General features: G+C 73.8%; 15 protein-coding genes. 4 read left to right on the top strand and 11 right to left on the bottom strand.

Going from position 1 to position 23,919, the window contains the following annotated elements:
• Positions 1 to 194: 194 nt before the first annotated feature.
• Positions 195 to 773, top strand: a complete 579-nt coding sequence (locus O7634_RS28430) for a sigma-70 family RNA polymerase sigma factor (protein ID WP_278153200.1) — start codon at positions 195 to 197, stop codon at positions 771 to 773.
• Positions 774 to 930: 157 nt separating this feature from the next.
• On the opposite strand, the gene O7634_RS28425 is transcribed toward O7634_RS28430, so the two are convergent.
• Positions 931 to 6,396, bottom strand: coding sequence for a carboxyl transferase domain-containing protein (locus tag O7634_RS28425; protein WP_278153199.1), 5,466 nt, complete (start codon positions 6,394 to 6,396; stop codon positions 931 to 933).
• A 217-nt stretch (positions 6,397 to 6,613) separates the two neighbouring features.
• Between O7634_RS28425 and O7634_RS28420 the strand changes: the two genes are divergently transcribed.
• A complete protein-coding gene (locus O7634_RS28420) occupies positions 6,614 to 7,411 on the top strand; it encodes a winged helix DNA-binding domain-containing protein (RefSeq protein WP_278153198.1) in 798 nt (265 codons plus the stop codon).
• Between the two features lie 36 nt (positions 7,412 to 7,447).
• Here the strand turns inward: O7634_RS28420 and O7634_RS28415 are convergent, their stop codons facing one another.
• On the bottom strand, positions 7,448 to 8,521 hold the full coding sequence (locus O7634_RS28415) for a hypothetical protein (protein WP_278153197.1): 1,074 nt from the start codon (positions 8,519 to 8,521) through the stop codon (positions 7,448 to 7,450).
• Between the two features lie 314 nt (positions 8,522 to 8,835).
• Here O7634_RS28415 and O7634_RS28410 point away from each other — a divergent pair, with 314 nt between their 5' ends.
• Entirely contained in the window at positions 8,836 to 9,564 is a 729-nt protein-coding gene (locus tag O7634_RS28410) for a cellulose binding domain-containing protein (RefSeq protein WP_278153196.1), read from the top strand.
• Between the two features lie 253 nt (positions 9,565 to 9,817).
• Here O7634_RS28410 and O7634_RS28405 read toward each other — a convergent pair whose 3' ends face one another.
• The 9 genes from O7634_RS28405 to O7634_RS28365 form a co-directional block, all read right to left on the bottom strand.
• Entirely contained in the window at positions 9,818 to 12,604 is a 2,787-nt protein-coding gene (locus tag O7634_RS28405) for a BTAD domain-containing putative transcriptional regulator (RefSeq protein WP_278153195.1), read from the bottom strand.
• Positions 12,605 to 12,664: 60 nt separating this feature from the next.
• On the bottom strand, positions 12,665 to 14,809 hold the full coding sequence (gene helR / locus O7634_RS28400; protein ID WP_278154102.1) for an RNA polymerase recycling motor ATPase HelR: 2,145 nt from the start codon (positions 14,807 to 14,809) through the stop codon (positions 12,665 to 12,667).
• Between the two features lie 162 nt (positions 14,810 to 14,971).
• Positions 14,972 to 15,352, bottom strand: a complete 381-nt coding sequence (locus O7634_RS28395; RefSeq protein WP_278153194.1) for a YccF domain-containing protein — start codon at positions 15,350 to 15,352, stop codon at positions 14,972 to 14,974.
• Between the two features lie 49 nt (positions 15,353 to 15,401).
• Positions 15,402 to 16,100, bottom strand: a complete 699-nt coding sequence (locus tag O7634_RS28390; RefSeq protein ID WP_278153193.1) for a cellulose binding domain-containing protein — start codon at positions 16,098 to 16,100, stop codon at positions 15,402 to 15,404.
• Positions 16,101 to 16,185: 85 nt separating this feature from the next.
• Positions 16,186 to 16,566 (bottom strand): DUF742 domain-containing protein, encoded by a 381-nt coding sequence (locus O7634_RS28385; protein WP_278153192.1) that lies wholly within the window; start codon positions 16,564 to 16,566, stop codon positions 16,186 to 16,188.
• Entirely contained in the window at positions 16,544 to 16,993 is a 450-nt protein-coding gene (locus O7634_RS28380; protein WP_278153191.1) for a roadblock/LC7 domain-containing protein, read from the bottom strand. Before O7634_RS28380 ends, O7634_RS28385 begins: the two co-directional genes overlap by 23 nt.
• A complete protein-coding gene (locus O7634_RS28375) occupies positions 16,990 to 18,894 on the bottom strand; it encodes a nitrate- and nitrite sensing domain-containing protein (protein ID WP_278153190.1) in 1,905 nt (634 codons plus the stop codon). Before O7634_RS28375 ends, O7634_RS28380 begins: the two co-directional genes overlap by 4 nt.
• The gene (locus O7634_RS28370) at positions 18,891 to 21,455 is read right to left on the bottom strand and encodes a LuxR C-terminal-related transcriptional regulator (RefSeq protein ID WP_278153189.1); all 2,565 of its coding nucleotides are present in this window, start codon (positions 21,453 to 21,455) and stop codon (positions 18,891 to 18,893) included. Before O7634_RS28370 ends, O7634_RS28375 begins: the two co-directional genes overlap by 4 nt.
• A 5-nt stretch (positions 21,456 to 21,460) precedes the next feature.
• The gene (locus O7634_RS28365; protein WP_278153188.1) at positions 21,461 to 22,726 is read right to left on the bottom strand and encodes an Hsp70 family protein; all 1,266 of its coding nucleotides are present in this window, start codon (positions 22,724 to 22,726) and stop codon (positions 21,461 to 21,463) included.
• 291 nt (positions 22,727 to 23,017) lie between these two features.
• Here O7634_RS28365 and O7634_RS28360 point away from each other — a divergent pair, with 291 nt between their 5' ends.
• Positions 23,018 to 23,908: an IniB N-terminal domain-containing protein gene (locus tag O7634_RS28360; protein ID WP_278153187.1), complete on the top strand. Its 891-nt coding sequence runs from the start codon at positions 23,018 to 23,020 to the stop codon at positions 23,906 to 23,908.
• Positions 23,909 to 23,919: the final 11 nt, after the last annotated feature.

Below are 23,919 nucleotides of genomic sequence, written 5' to 3'. Positions count from 1 at the left end.
CCTGCGCCGAGGCCTCCCCGGACCAGCGCGTCCCCGGCTGACCGGCGCGCCCCCCGGTAGGAAACGGCCGAAAGTGGCGACACCGGGAACTTTTCCGGGCCGGCCGCCGACCACCAGAGTGCGCGGCCGACCGGCGGCGTTCCGACGATGGCGGCTCGACGGGGGAGCGCCCGTGGCACACAGGACGGTGGTCTGTGCGGAACGGCGTCGTTGACGACGACCAGGTGACCCGGTGGGCGCGGGAGGCGGGCCGGGGTGACCGGCAGGCCGCCACGGCGTTCGTCAGGGCCCTTCAGGACCAGGTGTGGCGGTTCCTGTCGCACCTCGCCGGGCCGGGCGAGGCCGACGACCTGACCCAGGAGACGTTCCTGCGGGCGTTGCGCAACCTGCCCGGCTTCGCCGGCCGATCGTCGGCCCGCACCTGGGTGTTCACCATCGCCCGGCGCGTCGCCGTGGACCACGTCCGCTCGGCGGTGGTCCGGCCGAGGACGGCATCGGTGCCGGACTGGCAGGAGGCGGCCGAGTGCGCTGGAGCGGTGACCGTCGGCGCCGACGAGGGCGTGGCACTGCACCAGTTGATCGCCGGCCTGACCCCGGAGCGCCGCGAGGCGTTCGTCGCCACCCAGGTGCTCGGCCTGTCCTACGCCGAGGCGGCCGACGTCTGCCAGTGCCCCGTCGGCACGATCCGCTCCCGGGTCGCCCGCGCCCGTGAGGATCTCGTCGCGGCCTGGCAGGCCGACGGCGACCAGATCGGGACCCGGCGCACAGGCTGAGGGTCATCTCGGATCGCTCGCGCCGCGCCTCGGCGGTCGCTGACCGGCGCTTGGGACGTGGTCGAGCGGTATACCTCAGAGGCATATTCATACCGCTGAGGTATACCGCTCGCTATCGCCTCCGCTCCCCGTCGAGGTGACCGGGAGCGACCGCCGGTCACCCCAGGCGGGCTTCGATGACCTCGATGATGCGGGGCCGCAGCTCGGCGGCCCGGATGACCGCGTCCACCGAACCGACCTCGACGGCGCGCTGGATGTTGTGCACCCTGTCGAACTCGGTCGCCACCTCGCCCAGCTTCTCGGTGCGCACCGACGCGCGCAGCTCGTCGAGTTCCGCCGTCAGCGCGGCGCGCTCGGCGCCGGCCGCCGCTGCGGCGCGGGCCTCCAGGTCCCGCACCCGCGGGTCGGCAGCCGTACGGGCGTTGACGTCGGCGGTGAACACCACCGCGGCGGCGGGCGCGCCACCGAGCACCGAGGCGAACGAGCCCTCCAACGCCAGCACCGTCATGTTCGGGTTCAGCGCCTTGGAGAACACCACGAACGCCCCGCCGTGGTAGCGCGAGATCACGCAGAACACGATCGGTCCCCGGAAGTTGACGATCGCCCGGCCGATCTCGGCGCCGTACTCCAGTTGCAGCTTGCGCATCGACTCCGGTGAGCCGTCGAAGCCGGACAGGTTGGCCAGCACCACGAGCGGTCGGTTGCCGCTGGCCGCGTTGATCGCCCGCGCGGCCTTCTTCGACGAGCGCGGGAACAGCGTGCCCGCCGTGTAGGTGTCCGGACCGTCGGTGGGCGGGAAGCCGTGCCGCGGCACCGACCGGGACTCGATGCCGAGCAGGCACACCGGGATGCCACCGAGGTGGACGTCCTGCACCACAGCGGTGTCCGCGTCGGCCATGCCGGCCCAGCGCTCCAGCACCGGGTGGTCCTGGTCGGCGAGGGCCCGCATCACCGTACGGATGTCGAAGGGCTTCTTGCGGTCCGGGTTGGCCTCGGCGGAGAAGATCTCCCCGACGGTGCGGAAGGCGCTGCCGGCCACGTCGTGCGGGAAGTCGGAGATGTCGCGGTCCGCCGGGTCGTCGGTGACCGCCCGCCGGGGCGCGGCCTCGCCGGGCGCGACGTAGGTGTGGTCGTAGTGCGCCATCACCACGTCCCGCGCGGCGGTCAGGGTCGGCGCCCAGTACTGCGCCTGCCCGTTCGGGCCCATCACCCGGTCGTAACCGCCGATGCCGAAGTTGTCCTCGGCGGACACCCCGCCGGAGAAGTCCAGCGACTGCTTACCGGTGAGCACCATCGCCGAGTCCGGCGTCATCACCAGGATGCCCTTGGTGTGCATGAGCATCGTCGCCTCGGCGTTCCAGTACGGCTGCGCGCCCACGTTGATGCCCGCGACGACGATGTTGATCTCACCGCCGGCCTGGGTGAACTCGACGATCCGCTTGAGCGCCGCGGCCACCCAGTCCATGTTCTCCGTACCGGACGTCATCGAGATCCGCGCCCCGGCGGACAACGCCCACCACTCCAGCGGCACCCCCATCCGCTCGGCCAGGTCCAGCGCGGCGATCACCCGCCGGCACTCCGGCTCGGACAGCGCGCCCAGCGACTTGGTCGGGTCGCCCAGCAGCACCACCCGGGTGACACCCTGCGGGTGGCGCTCGGTGGGCGTGGTGACCACACCGGCGACGATGGCGGCGGTGTTGCGCCCCTTCGGCCGGTCCACCGGCGTCAACGCGTGCGCGTCGTCGAGGTCGTGCTCGACGAAGTCACCGAGCCGGGCGGTCAGCTCGTACGGGTACACGGTGTTGCGGCTGCTCGCGCGCAGCACCTTCAGCCGGTACTCGTCCAGCGGCTCGATCGGCTCGACCGGCGGCTCCCCGACGACCAGTTCGGCGTTGCCCACCGCGTCGAACGAGATCCGTACCGCGATCTTGGTCAGCTCGCCGGTCCGCCGGTCGCGCTGCCGGGCGATGAACAGGATCTCCTCCAGCCCGGCGCCCGCCGTCGTCGGGCGCACCCGCCCGGCGATCATCTCCATCTCCTCGCGGGTCAGCTCGCTCGGCGGCCAGACGTACACCACGATCCGGTTGGTGTTGAAGCGCGTCTTGGACGGGCGCAGCGACTGGGCGCGGCGGATCGAGTCGAGGCAGGCGGCGATGACGCCCTCGGTCGTCGGCAGCGCGACCAGCCGACCGTCCTGCTCCCGAAGCTCGGTGAGGTCGCGCACCTGCGCGAACGCGACAAGTCGCTCGTCGGAGCGGTTCTCCCGCGCGACGCACTGGAAGAGGTAGATCTCCTCGTCCGACGACGGGAGCCGGGTCAGGTCGAACCTGTGCAACCGGTCCATCTGCATCCGCTGCGCGATGTACGGGTGCAGACCGCGGATCAGCCGGTCCTCGGTCAGCCCGGCGCCGGACGGGCGGAAGGTGAAGTGGTGGTGCATCACCGCGCCACGACGACCCGCCACCGTGGTGGTCAGGCGGGTGACCTGCGGCGGCAACGGGTGCGCCGCGATGACCTCGGTCAACGCCGCCGCCATCGCGTCGAAGTCCGCCGGCTGGTTCTCCCACCCGACGTAGATGTCGGCGTCCACCGAGCCCTCGCCGGTGGCCAGTTCGGCCAGGCCGCGCAGGGCGTCACCCAGCGCGTCGAAGCGCACCGCCGCGGAGACCACGCTGGAGTCGGCGCGCTCGGCGACAACGAACGTGCAACCCGCGACCGGCTGGGTACGCACGCTGGTGAGCGCCCGGTTGCCGTAGTACCGCCGGGTCAGCACCTCCAACATCACCGCGTTGTCGAGGCCGTCGCGGATGAGTCGCCGGCCGAGCAGGCGGACCAGCGGCTCGGTGCTGCGGACCATCTCGGCGACGCGCTCGGCGCGGTCCGCCGCGTCCGGGTGCGCGTCCAGGTGCCGCAGGTGCCCACGGACGTCGACGTAGACACGGGCCCGGTTCAGACGCAGCAGCGGCTGGGCGAACCAGGCGAACACCACGCCACGGGCGAGGTCGGCGACCACCGGGAAACGGACCTGCGTCGCGGCGATCAGTCGCTCCAACGCGAGACCGGCCGGCTCGCGCAACGCCGGGGCCGGCGGGTTCTCCCGCAGCCAGGCGCGCAGCAGCGCCGCGACGACGGTGGCGTCCGCGGCGGCCCGTTGCTGGGCGAGGAAGATCCGGAAGACGGCGGCTTCGAGGGCGGGGGAGCGCTCCAGGTCGGTGACGCCGTACCGGCCGAGCGCCTTGGCGAGCCTGCTCTGGAAGGCATCCGGCAACCCGGCCCGCTCGACGTCGAGGCTCTGCAGGTAGGTGTGGAAGTACTCCCGGGCGCTGTGCACGTGGGCGGCGCCGCCGCCGTCCTCGCCCGTCGGCCGGTTGCGGCTCAGCTCGGCGAGGTCGGCGAACACCTCGATGAGGTCGAGTTCGGCCGCCAGTGGCCGCTGGCCCTCCTCGGTGGCCGCCCTCCGGGCGACGAGGTAGTCGTCGAGCACCCGCCGGTCGTCGTGCGGGTCCACGTCGAAACCGAGCAGCAGGCCGCGCAGGTCCTCCTGACCGCGGGTGGCGCGCTGTAGCGCCGACGCGCCCCCGGTGGCGGTCGGCAGGTCCAGTTCGACGGTGTCGGTGGCCGGGTCGGCGGTGGCCTCGGCGGTGTCGTCGGCGAGCGGCTCCAGGCGCAGCAGCGGCGCGCCCGCCTCCACCTGGCTGCCCACCGCGACGGCGCACTCCTTCAGCCGTGCCCGGAACGGCGCCCGCAGCACCGTCTCCATCTTCATCGCTTCCAGCACCAGCACCGGCGCGCCCGCCTCGACCTCGGCGCCGACCTCCAGCGGCGTGGCGACGACGAGCGCGGGCATGGGGGAGCGCAGCACGCCGCCCTCGTCCCGGCTGACCCGGTGCGTCACACCGTCCACCTCGACCAGGTGGGTCGGCCCGTAGGAGCCGGTGAGCAGGCGGTAACGGATGCCGTTGACGACGATCTGCCCGGTGTGCCGGTCGAAGCGGTCCAGCTCGACATCGGCGGTGCGCACCACCGCGCCGACCTCGATGCCGACCCGGAACCGGTGCGCGCCGACCCGCGCGACGCGCGTGCGGTAACCGACCCCGCGCAGCTTCAGGTCCAGCGGACGGCCGCTGGCGTGCTGCACCTGCGGGCGACCGCCGGCCGCCGTGGACAGCAGCCGGTGCTGCTCGGCGCGCTCGTCCTCCTCGTACGCCTCGATGGCGGCGGCGGCGAGGGCGACCGCGGAGTGGCGGTGCGTGACGAGGCGGCCCTCGGCCCGGACCCGGTCGATCCAGCCGGTGTCGGCGCTGGCGTCGATCACCTCGGGCTGGTCGAGCAGGTCGAGCACGAAACTCTTGTTCGTCGCGCCGCCCTCGATGATCACCGTGGTGTTCGCCATCGCCCGGCGCAGCTTGCCGAGCGCCTCGTCGCGATCCCGGCCGTACGCGATGATCTTCGCGATCATCGAGTCGAAGTCGGCCGGGATGGTGTCGCCCTCACTGACCCCGGTGTCGACCCGGACGCCGGGGCCGCTCGGCAGGTCCAACCGGGCGATGCGGCCCGGCGACGGCGCGAAGTCGCGGTCCGGGTCCTCAGCGTTCAGCCGGGCCTCGATGGCGTGCCCGCGCTCGGCCGGCGGCGCGCCCTCCAACCGGCCGCCGGCGGCGACGTGCAGTTGCGCCTTCACCAGGTCGAACCCGGTGGTCAGCTCGGTGATCGGGTGCTCCACCTGGAGACGGGTGTTGACCTCGAGGAACGCGAAGAGCCGGTCGCCGGGGTGGTAGAGGAACTCGACGGTCGCCGCGCCGCGGTAGCCGACGGCCACCGCCAGCCGCTCCGCCGCCGTCTTCAGCTCGGCGGCCTGGGTCGGTTCGAGCACCGGCGACGCCGACTCCTCGATGATCTTCTGGTTGCGCCGCTGCACCGAGCAGTCGCGTACGCCCAGCGCCCACGCGGTGCCCTGCCCGTCGGCGATCACCTGCACCTCGACGTGCCGGGCCCCGGTGACCAGGCGCTCCAGGAACACGATGCCGCTGCCGAACGCCCGTGCGGCCTCCTGGCTGGTGCGCTCGTACGCGTCGACCAGCTCGGCCTCGTTGCGGATCACCCGGATGCCGCGCCCGCCGCCGCCGGCCGTCGCCTTGAGCATCAGCGGGTAGCCGATCTCGGCCGCGGCGCTCTGGGCGGCGGCCAGCGTCTCGACGGCGCCCCGGCTCCACGGTGCGACAGGCACGCCGACCTTCTCGGCGATCAGCTTCGAGCCGATCTTGTCGCCGAGCTGGCGCATGGCGTCCGGGCTCGGCCCCACGAACGTGACGCCGATCTTCTCGCACAGCTCCGCGAACGCCGGGTCCTCGGCGACGAACCCCCAGCCGACCCACGCCGCGTCGGCCCCGGTCTCGGTCAGGGCCTGTTCCAGCAGCGCCAGGTTGAGGTACGGCCGGGCGGACGCCGGGCCGAGATCGTAGGCGATGTCCGCTTCGCGCACGAACGTGGCGGTGCGGTCGACATCGGTGTAGAGAGCGACCGTCTCGATGTGGTTGCCGGTCTCCGCGGCCAGCTCGCGGACCGCGTGGATGAGCCGCATGGCGGCTTCACCACGGTTGACGATGGCGACACGGTTGAACACCCGACTGACCCCTTAGCTAGACCTCGGACTACCCGCCGGGACACGACGGCTCCCAGCAGTGATCACCTTTCCGCCTGCCGGCTGCCAGCGCTATGGCGCTACCACTGAACCAGCAGTCCCTCGGTTGTAGGAACCTAACAAAAGTTTTTGGTATCGCCGGGGGCTGCCTCGCCCGGCCCGGCCCGCTTTCACCGGGCCGGCAGCCGGTCGACACGGCGTGCCGGGAACGGTACCCGCCGGAGGCAACCCACCCACCGTCACCTCGACCGACCTGACCGCCGCCGCCCACGCCCTGCTGGCGGACGGCGCGCCCCGCTCCATGGCCGAGATCGGGCGGGCGCTCGCCGAGCGGTGGCCGTCGTCCGCGCCGCAGGCGTTGGGTGAGCTGGCCGTCGCGCTGGTGCCGATGGCGCAGCTGCCGCCACGAGGGCTGTGGCGGGCGAAGGGGGGCGCGCGCTACGCGCCGCTCGAGGCATGGCTGGGCCGGCGGATCGCACCGTCCACGGCGGAGGGTGTGGACGAGGTCGGCCAGTTGCTCGTCCGCCGCTACCTGGCCGCGTTCGGCCCGGCCGCCACCGCCGACCTGCGCGCCTGGTGCGGTCTGGCCGGTCTGCCGACCGCGGTGACGGCGATGCGCGACGAGCTGGTCGTCTTCCGTGACGAGCGCGGGCGCAAGCTGCTCGACCTCGCCGACGCGCCGCGCCCCGACCCGGAGACCCCCGCCCCGGTGCGGTTCCTGCCGGCGTTCGACAACGCCATCCTGGGCTACGACGACCGCAGCCGGATCATCGACGACGCGCACCGTCTCCTCTCGGTGGCCGGCGAACGCGTGCTGCTCGTCGACGGTCGGGTGGCCGCCACCTGGAGCGTCGAGTCCGGCACGGTGACCGTCCGCCCGCTGCGGGCGCTGACCCGGGTGGAGCACGCCGCCGTCGTCGCGGAGGGTCACGCGCTGTCGTCCTTCCTGTCCGACGCGGAGAGCGACCGGGTGCGGGTCGACCCGTCTCCCCGGTGACGGGCCGCACGGCCCGCCCCCGGGGAGACGCGGGGATCAGTCCACGGTCGGGGTGGCCGTGCGCGCCGCCTCGGCGAGCGCCGCCGCCGCGCCGGCGTACGGGTTGTAGCTGTAGGTGCGGGCCAGGCCGCTGGGCACCGTGAAGTACGCCGCCGCCAACTTCGCCGGGTCGCTGGCGATCTCGCCGCGCGCGGGCGCGTCGTCGCCGTCGTCCCAACCCCAGGGCGCGTTGGCCGAGTTGGTCGAACAGCTCCAGGTGCCGACGCCGCAATCACCGGAGGTGTCGCCGGCGAAGGTGCCCAGGCCGGCGAAGAGGCTCGGATTGGCGCGCTGGGCCCAGAGACCGTCGGCGGCGAAGATGTCGATCAGTTGGTACCGCACGTCACGGTCGTTGCCGCCGCTCGGCGTCTCGGCGACCGTCGACGGGTAGTAGACCAGGCCGTCACCGTTGATGTCGTACTGCGGGTGTGCCTTGAGGCCGTGGCCCTGGGCCTCCTGCGCGGTGACCGGGTGCGTGAACGTGTCGTGCGGCGACGCCTGGAACCGCAGGGTGCCGTCGATGCTCTCCCCGCCGCTGGTCCAGGTGCTGCCGGCCGGCGTGTACGAGAAGAAGTCGCTGTGCGCGACGGTGACCGCCGAGCGCAGCACGCCGTACGCCGAGCCGTCGCGCTCGATCGCGAACAGCGCGCCCTCGCCGTCGTTCTCGTGCTCGGTCTCAAAGAACGGGTGGTCGGTCCAGTCGCGCGGGTGGAAGAAGAGGTACGTGATGTACCAGTGGGTGTTCGTCTCGACGACGGAGTAGTACGCGTGGGCGGCGAAGGAAACCCCTGTCTGCCCGGCCCGGTCCCAGTTGTTGCGGCCGTTCAGGTCGCCGTCGAAGTCGACACGGGTGAGGTAGTCCGACCGGCCGCTGAGGGCGTGGCTGCCGGTGGCGTCGACATCCTGGTAGTGGATGGGCGCCCAGCGCAGCGCCAGTTCCGCCCGGCTGACGGCGGCGGTGGCCGGGGTCGGGATGGTCAGTGTGGCGGTGGCCAGCACCGCTGCGGCGCCGGCCGCGATCAGTGCCCGCACCGGCCGGGGTCGCCGGGCCGCTGTGGTTGCGTCGAGCATGTGTGCTCCCGTCTCCGGATGGATAGACCGCCCTGAATCATTCTCGGCGCGGGGGCCCGGCCGGTAACCCTCCGGCGAAGACGAGGCGGCCGTCGTTCGACCGGTTCGGGACCTGCTTGTATCGATCCTCGTCGACTGCCATGCTGTGCTTCGGTCGTGCTCGGGGAGCCAGCGCGTACCGCATCTCCCTCCGGTCCGCGGGGCGCGCGAGGTGGCCGGGCCACCCCGTGCCGGGCAACCCCGTCGGCGACCGGACACCCGAGCGCGGCACCGACCCACTCGGCACCGGTGCCCGGCAACCACGGAGGTACCCGATGCTTCGCAAGCTCCTCGCCGTCACCACCCTGGCGCTGGCAACCCTGGCCGGGGTGACCACCGCCGCCGGGGCGACCACCGCCGCCGAGGTGACCCCCCTCGCCACGCCGACGCCGGCCTGCCCGCCCGCGCTGCCGATCACCGCCACCGTGACCGGCGCGACCACCACGAGCCTGACCATCTCGTACTGGGTGTTCTTCGCCCCGCCCTGTGGCTACAACCTGCCCATGACTGTCACCCTCTACGCCAGTCGGGAGGACGCCGAGCAGTGGCGCTCGCCGGTGGGCGAGGTCGTCACCGGACCGGAACGCAACGGCGCGGTGACCTTCGATCGGCTGAACCCGGACACCGAGTACTGGTACCGGTTCACCGACGCCGACGGGCGACGGGACCCGTACGCGTTCGCGGCCGCCCGGACCGCTCCGCTGACGTCGTGCCGGGCGACGGCCACGATCGACGCCCGCTGGGGCAGCGGATTCGTCGCCACGGTCACGGTCCGCAACACCGGTGTCGAGCCGCTGGACCGGTGGCGGGTTTCCTGGCGGTGGTCCGGCGACGAGCGCGTCCAGTCGGTCTGGGGCGGGGTGGCCGAGACGACCGGTGCCGACGTCGTGGTCGGCAACGCCTCCTACAACGGAGCGCTGGCGCTGGACGGGGTGACCACGTTCGGAATGCTCGTGGCGACCGGTGCGACGCCCGACGGTCTGACCCTGACCTGCGCGCGGTAGGCGCCGTCCGCCCCGGTGCGCGTGGGGTGCCCGGACCCTGCGCGTGACGCTGGGCCAGTAGGACCGGAGTTGGCCGGACGAACGGTTTCCGCAGGGCCACCCCGTGTTGGCCCTGCGGAGACAATTCGTGCGCATCCCCCCGGATGAGCAGCACCCCGGGGTCCGCCGGCATGGTGAGCCGCGCGGACCGCACCTGAGAGGGTGGCGTGGCGCGCTGACCAAACCCTTACCAACGGGGCGGTCGTCGCCGGGCTCAGCTCCGGTGCTGACCGGCCCGCGTGAGGGCGGCGACCGGATACTCGACGTCACCGCTGCCGATCTCGGTCATCAGCTCCGCCGACTCGCGCCAGTAGCCGACGGCCTCCTCGGTGCCGCCGAGGCCGTCGAGACCCACCCCGAGCCAGTAGAGGGCGCGGGCGGTGCTGAGCCGGTCTCCGAGGTGCCGGTGTGCCACAGCGGTCCGGGCGTGCCGGACCGTCTCCGCGTACCGGGAGAGGTTCGCGTTCTGGTGCGCCAGGTGCACCTCCAGCGGAGGGATCTGCTGCGTGATGTCGTTGTCGACGGCGATCCGCAACGCCTCTTCGAGGAGGCCGAGCGACTCCTGCGCCCGGCCCTGCTCGGTGTAGAGCCAACCGAGGTTGCTCAGGCAGACGCAGAGGATGAACGTGTCGTCCAGTCGTCGGGCGCCCGCCATGGCCAGCCGCAGGTGCCTCTCGGCCTCCGCCCAGTCGCCCTTCTGCCCGTAGGCGTTGCCGATGCTCATCTGGCTGACGATCTCGTCGCGCGGCGAGCTGTTCGCCAGGTTGGCCTGCGCGGCGTGCTTCATCCACCGGATGGCCTGCTCGAAGTCCCGGCTCAGCGCGTAGGCGACGCCGAGTCCGTTCGCCATCAGTCGTTCGGCGTCCGGCCGGTCGTCGCGACGTGCGGCGGCCACCCCCAGCTCCTGGGTCTCGCGCAGCGTCGTCAGCGCGTGCGTGCGTACCAGGAAGGGGTACTGGCAGTCGGTGAGCTGCCAGGTCTCCCGGGCCAGGCCGAGGCCGTCGCAGATCCGGACCAGCGCCAGCAGGTTGGCGCCCTCCAGCTGGAACCACTCGGTGGCGGCGTCCATCGAGTCGAAGCGCGGCGGCTCGGCGAGCGGATGCGCGAAGCGCATGGGCACCGTCGCGCGGACCCGGTGGAACACCGCCTGGGCGGCAACCCCCTGCTGGACGTACGCGTCGGCCAGCCGTCCCACCGCCGCGTGGCGGTCGTCGGCCGAGTCCTCCGCCTCGACCCGCTCGGCGGCGTACAGCCGGAGCAGGTCGTGCATCTGGTAGCGGCCCGCGCCGGCCTCGTCGAGGAGGTGCCTGTCGACCAGGTCCGCGATGCGGTCCCGGACCCGGCTCTCCGGCTCGCCGACGAGGACGGCCACCGCCGCCGCCGAGAGCGCCGTGTTCGGCACCAGGCCCAGTAGCCGGAACACGCGCGCCGAGGCGGCCGACAGCGCCTGGTAGGACACCGCGAAGACGCCGCGTACCGCGGCGTCGCCCTCGACGGCGAGCCCGGACAACCGTTCCCGGGCGTTCGTCAGCTCACCCAGCAGATCCGGGACGGTCAGCCGCTCGTCCACGACGACCCGCGCGGCGGCGACGCGCACCGCCAGCGGCAGGTGTCCACAGAGCGCCACCAGGCGGACGATCTGGTCACGGCCCGCCGCCGCCGCGCGGTCCGCGCCGATCATCGTCACCACCAGTTGGTACGCCTCGTCGTCGCTGAGCAGCCCCAGCCGCAGACTCCGCGCTCCCTCCTGGGCGACCAGCCCGTCCAGACGGTTACGGCTCGTGATGATCGTCAGGCACTGCGCCGAGGCCGGCAGCAGGGGCCGCACCTGCTCGGACGAGGCGGCGTTGTCGAGCACCACCAACACCCGCCGGTCCGCGAGGGTGGACCGGTACAGGGCCGACGCCTCGTCGACGTCGACCGGAATCCGCCCCGGTGGCACGCTCAGCCCGCGCAGCAGTTGGCCGAGCGCGTCGATCGGCCGGGTCGGCGCGTCCGCGCCGTGGCCACGCAGGTTGACGAACACCTGACCGTCCGGGTAACGCGACGCCACCCGATGCGCCCAGTGCACCGCCAACGCCGTCTTGCCCAGCCCGCCGATGCCGCCGATCGTGTAGATCGCGGCGACCCCACGGGACGCGCCGCCGCCGTTGAGGGCGTGGTCCAGGGCCAGGAGGTCAGCGGTCCGGCCGACGAATCCCGGGACGTCCCGCGGCAGGTGTCGCGGCGCGGCGTAGGCGCCGTCCGCGCCACCGGGCGTCGGCAGCGCGAGGCCGGGATCGTCGGCGAGGATCCGCTGGTGCAGGCGCCGCAGATCCGTCCCGGGCTCGACACCGAACTCCTCGACGAGCGTGCGGCGGGCGTCGCGGAACACCTCGAGCGCCTCGGTACGCCGACCGGCCCGGGTGAGCGCCAGCATGAACAGCTCGATCCCGCGCTCCCGGGTGGGGAACTCGCGCACCAGGTCGGCCAGCAGGCCGACCACCCGGACGTGCTCACCGGCGGCGAGTTCGGCCTCCACCCGCTGCTCGAACGCGACGAGCCGCCGCTCCTCGAGGTCACGTCCGAGGCGTTGACGCACCGTCTCGTCCGCGACCCCGGCCAGCAGCGGACCACGCCACAGGTCGAGGGCCGCCGCCAGCGCCTGCGCCCGTACCGCCGGCTCGGCGATGGTCCGGGTCCGCTCCACCTCGGCGGTGAACCGGTGCAGGTCGACGGTCGCGGCGTCCACATCGATCAGGTAGCCGCCGCCGCGGGTCACGATGCGGACCCCGTACGGGGCGAGTCGCCGCCGCAGGCGGGCCACGTAGGTGTGCACCGTCGCCCGCCGGTCGGTCGCGTCGGCGTCGTTCCACAGCAGCTCGATCAGACGGTCGGTCCGCAGCACCCGGCCGGGTTCCAGCAGCAGCAACCCCAACAGGCAGCGCTCCTGCCGTCGACCCAGCTCAACGGGGTTGCCCTGGTGGCTGGCCGCGACATCCCCGAGCACCTGGAACTCCACAGGGCGCAGCGTATCCGGTATCGAAAACTGTGAAGCGGGAGCGTGGTCGGGGTCAGGTCGTCAGCTCGTCAGGATCACGAGTTGCTGGGTCGCCCGGGTCATCGCGACGTACCGGTCGACGGCCCCTTCGATCCCCGTACCGAAGGATTCCGGGTCGACGAGCACGACCAGGTCGAACTCGAGCCCCTTGGCCTGCTCCGGGCTCAGCGACCGGACCCGGGGCGTCGGCGCGAACGTCGGGTCGCCGATCACGCAGGCGATCCCCTCGTCGTGCGCGGCGAGCCAGCTGTCCAGGACGGCGTCCAGGTCGGCGACCGGTCCCCGGGTGACGGGAAGCCCGGTGCTCCGGATCGAGGTCGGCACGTTGGCGTCCGGGAGCGCGGCCCGGATGACCGGCGCGGCCTCCGTCATGACCTCCTCCGGCGTGCGGTAGTTGACGGTGAGCGAGGCCAGCGCGATCCGGTCGAGCCCGACCCGCCCGAGGCGTTCCCGCCACGACTCGGTGAACCCGTGTCGGGCCTGGGCGCGGTCGCCCACGATGGTGAGGCTGCGCGACGGGCAGCGGGACAGCAGCATCTGCCACTGGGCGTCGGTCAGCTCCTGCGCCTCGTCGACGACGATGTGCGCGAACGGCCCGGCCAGCAGGTCCCGATCGGTGTCCGCGGCCCCGGCGTCGTCGGCCAGGACGTCCCGCAGGTCCGGTTGGCGCAGCATCGTCAGCAGGCCCTCGCCGTCGTCGTAGGTGTCGGCGGCGAGCAGTTCGTCGACGACCCGGGCCAGGTGCTCACGGTGCACGGCGGCGTCGGGGTCCCCCCGGCGGGCGCGCCCCGGCCGGTCCGGGTCGCCGATCCGCTGTCGCGCCGCGTCCAACAGCGGCAGGTCGGACACCGTCCAGGCGCGCGGGTCGCTGCGCTGCACCGCGCGGATCTGCTCCGGGCTGAGCCAGGGCGCGCACCGGCGCAGGTACGCGGGGACCGTCCACAGGTCGCCGACGACGTCGGCCGCGTCGAGCAGCGGCCACGCGCGGTGCAACGCCGTGCGCAGGTCCCGGTTCCGTGACAGCGAGGCCCGCAGGTGGTCCTCCGGTTCGTCGCCGTCGTACCTGTCGACGAGGATCGTGAGCAGTTCCTCCCAGACCTCGTCCCGCGCCTCGTTGTGCGGGGTGCCCGGTCCGGGCGCCCGGAACGCGTCGGTCCAGTCGTCGGGGTCGAGCCGGATCTCGGCGTCGTCGGTCGTGATCGTCATCGCTGTGGTCGGCGGCTCCTCGTAGAACCGCACGGCGGCGTCGATAGCGGTGACCCACCGTGCGGACGACTTCACCAGGGCGACGTCCCGGTCGGTCTCCGGGCCCGCCGTGGCCCCCTCGGGGACCAGGTCCCGCAGCGTGCAGGTCTGCACGTCCTCCTCGCCGAGGCTGGGCAGCACGTCGGCGACGTAGGACAGGTACGGCTGGTGCGGGCCCACGAAGAGCACGCCGCCCCGGCGGTGACCGAGGCGTGGGTCGGCGTAGAGCAGGTAGGCGGTCCGGTGCAGGGCGACGACGGTCTTGCCGGTGCCCGGGCCGCCGTCGACGACGAGGGCGCCGGCCGAGCCCGCCCGGATGATGGCGTCCTGGTCCGCCTGGATCGTGCTGAGCACGTCCCGCATCCGGGGCGACCGGGCGCTGCCCAGGCTGGCGATGAAAGCGGACTGGTCGTCGAGCGAGACGGCGTGCCCGACGAGACCGTCAGCGGTGAAGACCTCGTCCCAGTAGTCGGTGATCCGGCCCCGGGTCCAGCGGTAGCGGCGGCGGCTCGTTAGTCCCATCGGGTTGGCGTGGGTGGCGCCGAAGAACGGCTCGGCGGCGGGGGAGCGCCAGTCGAGCAGCAACCGCCGTCCGGCGCTGTCGGTGAGGCCGCGACGCCCGATGTACACGGGTTCGGGGTTGCCCGCCTCGACCACGTGGCCGAGGCACAGGTCCAACCCGTAACGGCTGAGCGCGCGTAGTCGGGCGGTCAGGCGGCGGACCTCGTCGTCCCGGTCCACCGCCTGCCGACCCTTACCGCCGGGGGCCCGCCGCGCCGACTCCAGGCGGTCGGACAGTTCGGCGCCGAGCTGCGCCAGACCCGCCGCCATGGCGGCGAAGTGCTGTTCGTCGCGGCCGATCAACGCCGGGTCGGCCTTGGGGGCGAGATGCGCGGGGAGGGCGAACACCGAGGTCGGCAGAGAGTGCACAGGGAGACTTCCATTTCGGCAGATTCTGGGCTCGGCCGACGATTTTGCGGCACATACCGGGTCTTGCCGCAAGCCCCCCAGTGCGCTATACGTTAGGAGTGGCGGGGGTGTCGTGTCCCCCCTTCCCCGATCAGCGGGCCTCGCCCGCGTCTCTCACGCCGCGTCCACGACCTCGCGGCCCAGCGGCCAGAAGGCGGCGGGCACGAGCTTGAAGTTCGCGATGCCGAACGGAATGCCGATGACCGTGACGCAGAGCGCGATGCCCGCCACGATGTGCGAGAGCGCGAGCCACCAGCCCGCCAGCACCACCCAGAGGACGTTCGCCGCGCCGGAGCCGACACCCGCGCCCGCCTTGGGGACCAGGGTGCGGCCGAACGGCCACAGCGAGTAGACGGCGAGGCGCAGCGACGCCACGCCGAAGGGGATGGTCACCACCAGGAGGAAGCAGATCAGCGCGGCGACGCCGTAGCCGAACGCCAGCACGATGCCACCACCGAAGATGAGCCACAGCACGTTCAGGAGGAAGCGAATCACCACTCAAGCATGAAACATGCTCGCCACCCGGCCGTCCCCGTCACCGGTGTCAGGCACCCGGCAGGCCGGCGCAGGCGGCCCCGTCGATGGCGCAGCCGGTGGGAGCCGCGCCGGTCAGCGAGCCGTTGACCCGGAACGTGACCCGGGTCGAGGCGCTGGCCGGCACCGGGGCGGCGTCCGGTACGAACGTCCACACCGCACCGTCGTGACTGGCCTGCGCGCCCTGCACCCCGGTGATCCGCAACGACTCGCGGGGCAGCGTCACGACCAGGGTCCACTGCGGCACCGGGACCTCCCCGGGATTGCTCAGCGTCACCGCGGCACCGTAGCTGAGCAGGGCGTTGTCAGTGACGGCGAAGTCGGCGCGCAGGGCCGCCGGAGTGGGTGCGACGGTCGTGCCGGTCGGCGCGGGTCGGGTGGAGGCCCCGGTGGTGGGCGCGACCGAGGCGGACGGGGCGGGCGGGGGAACGGGCTCCGTCGGGCTGGTGAGCGCCGGCCGGGCCTGCGCGCGGGGTGTGTCTGGTGACGAGCCCACCTGGTCCACGGACGGTGCCGGGTCGAGGGTCACCGGGGTCAGCTTCTCCGGAGTCCGCAGCACCCCGACGACGGACATGACCGTCGCGACCAGCACCCCGAGCGCCGCGATCACGGCCACCCAGGCGGCTCGCGAGACGTCCTCCCGGCCGGTGAGCACCCGCCGTACGGTGGTGGCGAAGGCCACGACCCGGTCGAGCAGGATGATCGCCACGGTACGACGTTGCTGGGGTGGTGTTGCCGGCACTGCCTGTCTCTCCTTCGGTTCGTCGCGGGCGCGCCTGTGGCACCCCGCGCCGTCACAGGGCGCGGAGCCCGACGAGTATCGCCTCGAGCAGGTGCTCGGTCGGCAGCTCGGACAGCATCGGCGGTTCGTGCGTCTCGACCAGCCCGGCGGTGAGCAGGTCGCCGAGCAGCACCCGGACGGTTCCCAACGGGAGGTCCAGCTCGGCGGCGACCTCGGCCACCGACACTGGATGGTGACACAGCTCGACGATCCGCGCCTGTTCGGGGAAGAGCGGCGTGCGGGGCGCGACACCGCGCCGGGCGACGACCAGGGAGATCAGGTCGAACTCACCGCGGGTGGGCGCCGTACGCCCACCGGTCATCGTGTACGGCCGGGCGACCGGTCCCGCGTCGTCGTCGTACCACGCCTCGTCAACGACGCCGCTGGAGTGCACCGGCGTCCCCGATCGTCGCTGACGAGGCCGGCCCCAGTGTGATCGGCAGGTGCCGCTCGGCCTGCCCCACGAAGAGCGCCACCTCGTACGCCATGTCGCCGACCTCGACGTCGTCACCGGCGATCCGCACGGTGAGGATCGTTCCGTTCGGGATGGTGGCGATGAACAGGAACGCCCGCGACATCTGCACCACGACCTGACGCAGCCGACCCGAGTCGCAGGTGCGGGTGGCAGCCAGCCCCAACGCGATCAGGCCGGCGACCACGCCGGAGATCTGTTCGGCCAGCTTGGCCTCCACCCGCCGCGAACCGCCGAGCGGTAGCCCGTCCGGAGAGAGCAACACGGCGAACTCCGCCCCGTGCACCCGGTCGACCATGCGGTCCAGGGCGCCGGTCAGGCCGTCGTCGGTCATCACTGCAGACGTCATCGAGGTCTCCTTGCTGTTCTCGCGATCGGTATCTCGATCGTGTCGACACTGGTCCTGCCGTGTTCGGGGCCGGTCGGTCCGGCGTGGCGGACCCGCGTCGGCAGCGCGTCGTCGCCGCTCCGCCCGGGAGCGTCGGCGCGGACCGGCGGGCGCGGGGTGTCGGCGCCGTCCGGGCCGGTTCCGGTGACGGTGACCAGGTCGGCCGGCAGCAGCACGACCGCTGTCACCCCGCCGCGCTGGCTGGGCCGCAGCGAGACCTGGGCGCCGCAGCGGCCGGCCAGCACGGCGACGGTGTACCAGCCCGTCGGGCCGAGGTCGGGGACCTCCACCGGGGGGTGGGAGAACAGGTGGTTCGCCTCGGCCAGCGCTGCCGGGTCCAGACCCGGCCCGTCGTCGACGACCAGGACGGCGCATCCCAGCGGTCGGTGCTCGCCGCCGACCCGGACGGTGGTGTCCGCCGGGGAGAAGGCGAGGGCGTTCTCGATCAGCTCGGCCAGCAGGTGGATGACGTCCGGCACGGCCGGGCCGGTGAGCGACCACGGCCAGTGCGGGGCGATCAGGACCCGTTGGTAGTCCGGCACCTCGGCGACCGCGCCACGGGCGACGTCGAGCAGCGGCACCGGCCGTCGCCACCGGCGCGCCGGGACCGCGCCGGACAGGGCGATCAGTTTCTCCACGTTACGGCGGACCCGGGTGGTGAGGTGGTCGAGTCGGAACAGCTCGTCGGCCTCCTCGGCGGACCGCTCCCGGCGTTGCAGGCCGTCCAACACCGTCAGTTGCTCGCGCAGCAGACCCTGGTTGCGTTGGGTCAGCCGCAGGAACAGCTCCCGCTCGGTGCGGGCCGCCGGGGTCGGCGCCTCGGGGGCCGGCGGGGCCGGCGTGTCGGCGTCCGGCCCGGCCGGTTGCTCGGTGAGGCGTCGCACCGTCCCCGCCCAGCTCCACAGGAGCACGAGTACGACGACGAGGCCGAGCCCCACGGCGCCGGTACGCGCGACGAGCGCGGCGGCGCCCGGCGCGGCCCGCTCGACGCTGCTCCGGGCGGTGCTCGTCACCACGGTCTGCAACGCGCCGAGGGCGGCGTCCGCGGCGGCCCGCCACTGCTGGCCGGTGACACCGGCGTCCGCGCCGCCCGCGGTGAGCAGCCGGTCCTCCAGGGCGACCAGGTTCGCGAACTCGGGGCCGGCGGCCAGCCGCTGGTAGGTGTCGCGTCCGTCGTCGGGCAGGCCGGCGGCCGCCTCGGCACGTGCGTAGCGCTGGTTGCCGACCCGGGTGGCCAGCTCGCCGCGCTCCTCGACGTCGAGCCGACCACCGGTCAGCGCCGCGCTGACCACCGCGTCCTCCCGGGCGAGCATCTCCCGGGCGCGGGCCAGCGCGATCACCGACCGGGTGTCGGCGGCCAGCTCGCTCTCGTACGCGCCCCACTCCGGGCCGTACACCCGGAAGGCGAGGTCGATGACCTCGTCGTACCCGTCGGTCGCGGTGGCCTGCTCGCGCCCCGTGGTGTCCACCGCCGAGCGGGTGGCGGCCAGGCCGTCGAGCCGTCGGGCCAGCTCGTCGGCCCGGTCGCGGACCGCGCCGGCGCTGACCAACCGGAGGTCGCGGCCCTCGGTGAACGCGCGGACCTCGGCGGCGGCCCGGTCGGTGCTCTCCCGCGCCCCGGCCAACGCGGTCGCCGTCCGGCCGTCTCCGGCTATCGTCTCCGCGGTGATCCGGCGCTCGGTCTGCAGACCGAGGATCAGACGGTCGATCGGTTGACCCAGCGTGTCCGCCAGGGCCCGTACGCGGAGCAGGTCGACGACGTCCCGGCTGGCCGGGTAGGCCGCGAACGACCAGAGCGTGACCAGGACGGCGGCGAGCACGACGAGCCTGATCCGGGTCAGCCGCAGCTCGGCGGGGGTCATCGGCCCTCCCGCCGCGGCCAGGGCTGCCCCGCCGTGTCGCTGGCCCGGTCGGCGACCAGGGTGCGCAGCAGGGCCAGCAGCTCGGTGCGGTTGGCGCAGTTCAGCCTGTTGCGCATCCGCGCCACGTGGTGCTCGACGGTCTTCGCCGAGATGAAGAGCCGGTCACCGATCTCGCGGTAGGTCATCCCGGCCAGCACCAGCTCGGCGACCTCGTACTCGCGGTCGCTGAGCCCCTGCTGGACAGCGCCGTCGGCGCGCGCCGGGTTCGCGCCGGTGGACGGTGCCGGCCCGCCCGGACCGGTGGGTGGGCGCCCCTGGAGCGCGCGGGCGCACTCCAGCAGGGTCGTCATCGCCCGCCGGTCCGCCGTCCGGATCGCCGCCTGCCCGGCCAGGCGGGCGCCGTCCCAGCGCAGCCCGGTGTCGTGCAGCCCACGGGCGGCGGACTCCACCCGCACCGGGTCGACGACACCCCGCAGGACCTCCACCCAGCTCTCCCCGGCGGCGGCGACCAGCGCCGCGTACCGGCTGTGGCCGGCGGCGGCGAGCAGCGCGGCGACGTGCCCGTCGGCGACCGTCGGCTCGCCGGTCAGGATGGCGGCGTGCAGCTCGCTCCAGTGCAGCGGCACGCTCCACAGTGGTGGGTCGCCGAGCCGGCCGAGCAGCGACCGCCCCTGGAGCAGGTACGGCTCCAGGCGGGCGAGGTCACCCAACCGCGCGCCGGCGATGGCCAACTCACCCAGCGGCAGCAGGGTGAACAGGTCCACCGGGTGTCGGACCACCGCCTCCAGGGCCTGCCCCCACCCGCGCTTGAGCGCGCCGAGGTCGCTGGTGCGCCGGGCGACGCCCATCCGGATCGCGGCGGCGAAGAGCTGGTCGCGGGACTCCAACTGCCGCCCGTCGAGCGTCGCGGTGGCGAGGCGCTCGGACGCGGCGTGGATGTCGCCCCGGACCATCAGGATCCAGGCCTGCAACAGCTGGTGACGGCGGGCCATCAGCGGGCCGCCGACCCCGGCGCTCAGGGCGCGGTGCAGCACCCGCTCGGCGATCTCCAGCTCGCCACAGTGCACCGCCGTCAACGCGGCCAGCGCCGCCGGGCTGTCCGGCAGGAGCGCCGCCCGCCCGTCCGGCTCCAGCAACGCGGCAGCCTGCACCAGGGCGGAGAGCGCGGCGGTCGGCGCGCCGGTCACGCTCTCGCGTACCCCGTCGGCCATCAGCCGGGCGGCGCTGGCGTGCAGCGTGGGCGGTTCGCCGGCCGGGTCGGCGGCCGGCGTCCCGGCGGTGGCGGCCGGGTCGCCGCTGGCCAGTCCGCCGACGGTGGCGAAGGCGACGGCCGAGGCGGACCCCGACCAGCGGTACAGCTCGACGCTGCGCCCGACGTGACCACGGTGGGCCAGCGCGGTCGCCGCGACCATGGCCGCGGCGGCCCGGTCCGCGGGAGCGGCGTTGGCCAGCAGGCGGTCCGCCAACCGTAGGGCGCCGTCGAGGTCGCCGGCGAGCGCCGTGGCGAGCGCCTGCCGGGCGTTGACCGGCTGCCCGGCCGCCGTGGCGGCGGCGAACAGTTCGGCGGCGAACGCCGGCTCGTCGGGCAGGGCCTCGTCCGCCGCGGCGGCCAGGGTGGCGGCCGGGCAGTCACCGAGCGCGCCGACCGCGAGCAGGGAGCGGACCAGCGGCAGCACCGCGCCACCCCGGGCGAGCTGCAACTCGGTCAGGCGACGCCACACCGCCGTGCGGTCGGTGCTCGGGCTGAGCATCGTCACGGCCCGCCGGACGATCGGCGCGAGCCGGCCGTCCGCGCCGAGCAGCCCGGCCGCCCTGGTCGTGGCGATGACCTCGTCCACCCCGGCCGGGTCGACGCCCAGGAGCGCCGCGAGCATGCTCACCGGCAGTGCGCCGCCCGCCGCGACGGCGAGCAGCAGCCGTCGTACCGCGACCGGCTCGACCTCAAGGTCCGGAGCGAATTCGAGGAGGACCGACCGGGGCGGCTGGAGCGGGCCGCCGGCCCGGGTCTCGGCCGAGGCCAGGCCGCGGGCCAGCCGCTCGACGTCCCGGGGTACGCCCGCGGTCTGCGTGTGGACGAAGTCGACCAGATCGCCGCCACGACCCAGCTCGGGCATGGTGGCGAGGTAGGCGGCGGTCTGCTCCCTGGTGAACGGCGTGAGCGGCACCGCCTGCCCGTCGCGCCGCAGCGCGTCGACCAGCTCGCTGAGCGCCGCCGAGCGCGGCCACGGGCGGTGCGCGACGACCAGCCGGTGTCGCCGGGCGGCGACCATCCGCAGCAGCACCGCCACCCGCGCGTCGTCGAGCAGGTGCGCGTCGTCGACCAGCACCAGCGTGGCGTCCTCGACCGGCTCACCCGGCTGCGGAGCGGTGGTGCGCACGGCGCGCCCGGCCCGCTGGTGGACCCGCTCCAGCTCGGCCAGCAGTGTCGTCTTGCCGTGGCCCCCGGGGCCGGCGACGCCGACGACGAGTGGACCGGTCGGGTCCTGCGCGGCAGCGGCCAGCAGGGCCTGTAGCCCCTTGTCCAGCGTCAGCCTCGACTCGGCGAGGTCGTTCATGATCATTAATGTCATCCTTCGCGTCCCCGACCGCGGGCCAGTGCCAGGCGGGGCGGCTTCGGCAGTTCCAGTGGGAGGACCCGGACCGGGGGCCGCGGTGGCGGATCACCCGGCACGGTGGTGGCGTGCGGGGGGCGGCGGGTCGCCGGGATGGTGGCCCGGCCGGCGCCGCTGACCGGTGCCGGAACGCGGGCCGGCGCCGGCGGGCGGGGGCGTGGCGACACCACCTGGCAGGCGGCCATGGCCGCCCCGGTGGCGGCGGTCAGCTGGGAGTCCGGTTCCACCTCGACGGGGATCGGCAACGCCGCGCCGATCAGCTCGGTCACCAGCGGGACCCGGGTGGAACCGCCGGCGAGCAGCACCGCGTCGAGCTGCGCCGGGTCCAGGTCGGCGCTGCGCACGGCCCGCAGGAGGAGGTCGACGGTGGCCTGCACGGTCGGGCGGATCATGGCCTCGAACTGCGCCCGGCTCACCGGGATCCGGGCCGGACCGTTCGGCAGGGGCAGCACCACGTCGGCGCCGAGGTCGACGGTCAGCACCCGCTTGACCCGGTCGCACTCCGCGCGCAGCCCGCGCAGCGCGGCCTGGGTGCCGCGCCGCGCGGCAGTGGCGAGCTCCTTGGCCAGCACGGTACGGGTGTGCTCGGCCAACGCCTCGTCGAAGTCGGCGCCGCCGACCGAGTCCAGGCCCTGCGGGGTGCCGAACGTCTCGTAGGTGCCGCGCGCGGTGCGCCGCACCAGGGCCGCCTCGAAGCTGTTGCCTCCCAGGGCGTAGACCACCGCCGTGCTGCCCGCGAACCCTCGTGCCGCGTGGCTCTCGGCCACCGTCACCGTGCGGGGCAGCAGCGTGACGTGCCGCAGGCCGAGGTCGGACAACGCCCGGTGCAGCACCTCCCGGCGGTAGGGGCGCCACCGGGCCGGGTGACTGAGCACGATGGCCTCGGCCGGCTCACCCTCCAGGGCGTGCACCCGCTCCACCACCCAGGCGGCCAGCTCGGCGGTCAGCGTCTGCGGCGCGCAGGGCTCGCCGCCGAGCAGCACGGGAACGTCGTCGCCGATCCGGTGGACGAAGTCCCGCGTGACGCGGCTGCCGTCGTCGGTGCTGGGCTCGCCGACGTGCAACGCGCCATCCTCACCGAGGCGCAGTGTGGAGGGCACCACCGGCGCGCCGGCGCTGAGCGCCACGGCCTCGGGTCGGGTCCAGGTCATGCCGTGTCGCCGCACCACGGCGGCGGCCGTGTTGGTGCTCCCGATGTCTATCCCCAGGACGTACGGCATCGTCTCTGTCTCTCCCCGTGAGTTGGCCGATCGGTGGCGATGGCGTCGGCTGCCTGGCGACCCACCCCCGGCGAAACCTGCGGGGCTCCTACGTTCGTACCAGAGATCCGCCCCTGGTCGGGACCCTAATCTCGGCGGGACGGCATCCCCCTGTCCCCCTAACGTACGAGGTGGTCGACCCCCTAGTTCAACCGGCCCGGATGCGGGCTCAACCCCGATGCCCGGGGAGCGGCCCCGGCAATAGCGTCACCGTCGACGAACGACACCCGCCACACGAGGAGACCTCGGCACATGGACTCGCACCAGACCCTCCACGACTTCGTGCTCGACCTGCTGACGAACCCGGACGCGCGGTCGGCCTTCGACCTCGACCCCGAGGGCGCGCTGCGGGGGGCGGGGCTCACCGACATCACGGCGGCGGACGTGCAGGACGTCGTCCCGCTGGTCGTCGACTACGCGCCGGGCGCGGGCGTCGCGCCGCTGGCCTCCCCGGTCGGGCAGCTCGGGTTGGACCCGCTGCTCACCGACACCACCGACGTGGTGGGTCAGTTGCAGAGCGTGGCGCAGCAGATCAGCATCACCAGCTCTCCCACCGGTGTGGACGTCAAGGCCGGTGTGCTCGGCGCCATCGCCGTCGACCCGTCGACCGCCGCCGCCGGCGTCACAGTGCTGCCGGGGATCGGGCTGGGCGTCGGCCCGCAGGGCCTCGACACCGACCTCACCGGCGTCAACGACGTGGCGCACACCCTCGACGCCGACGTGGTGCAGCCGGTGGACGCGATCGCGGACCCGGTGGTCGGCGACGTCACCGGCACCGTGGGCAACCCGACCGGCGTGCTCGACGGCGTCGACTCGGGTCTGCTCGGCGGTGACCTGACCGGTGGTGTCCTCCCCGGCACCACCGGTCACCTCGGAGGCGTCGTGGACTCTCTCGGCGTCAACGACACCCTCGGTGGACTCGGCCTCGGCCACCAGGGCGGCGTGGTGGGCGGTGTGGTCCCGCCGCTCGACGTGCCGTCCGTCGTGGGCGGTGTCACGCACCAGGTGGACGGTCTCCTCCCCGGTGTCACCGGCACGGTCGGTGACGTGACCGGCGGTGTCACCGACGGCGTGCTGGGTGACGACTCGCACGCCACGTCCGACCACGGGTTGCTGGGCGGCGTCACCGGGGGTCTGCTCTGACCATTGCCTCC

Source organism: Micromonospora sp. WMMD1120 (assembly GCF_029626235.1).
Taxonomy (GTDB): Bacteria; Actinomycetota; Actinomycetes; order Mycobacteriales; family Micromonosporaceae; genus Micromonospora.
The sequence above is the reverse complement of the archived record's forward strand: the minus strand, read 5'-3'. Positions and strand labels throughout refer to the sequence as shown.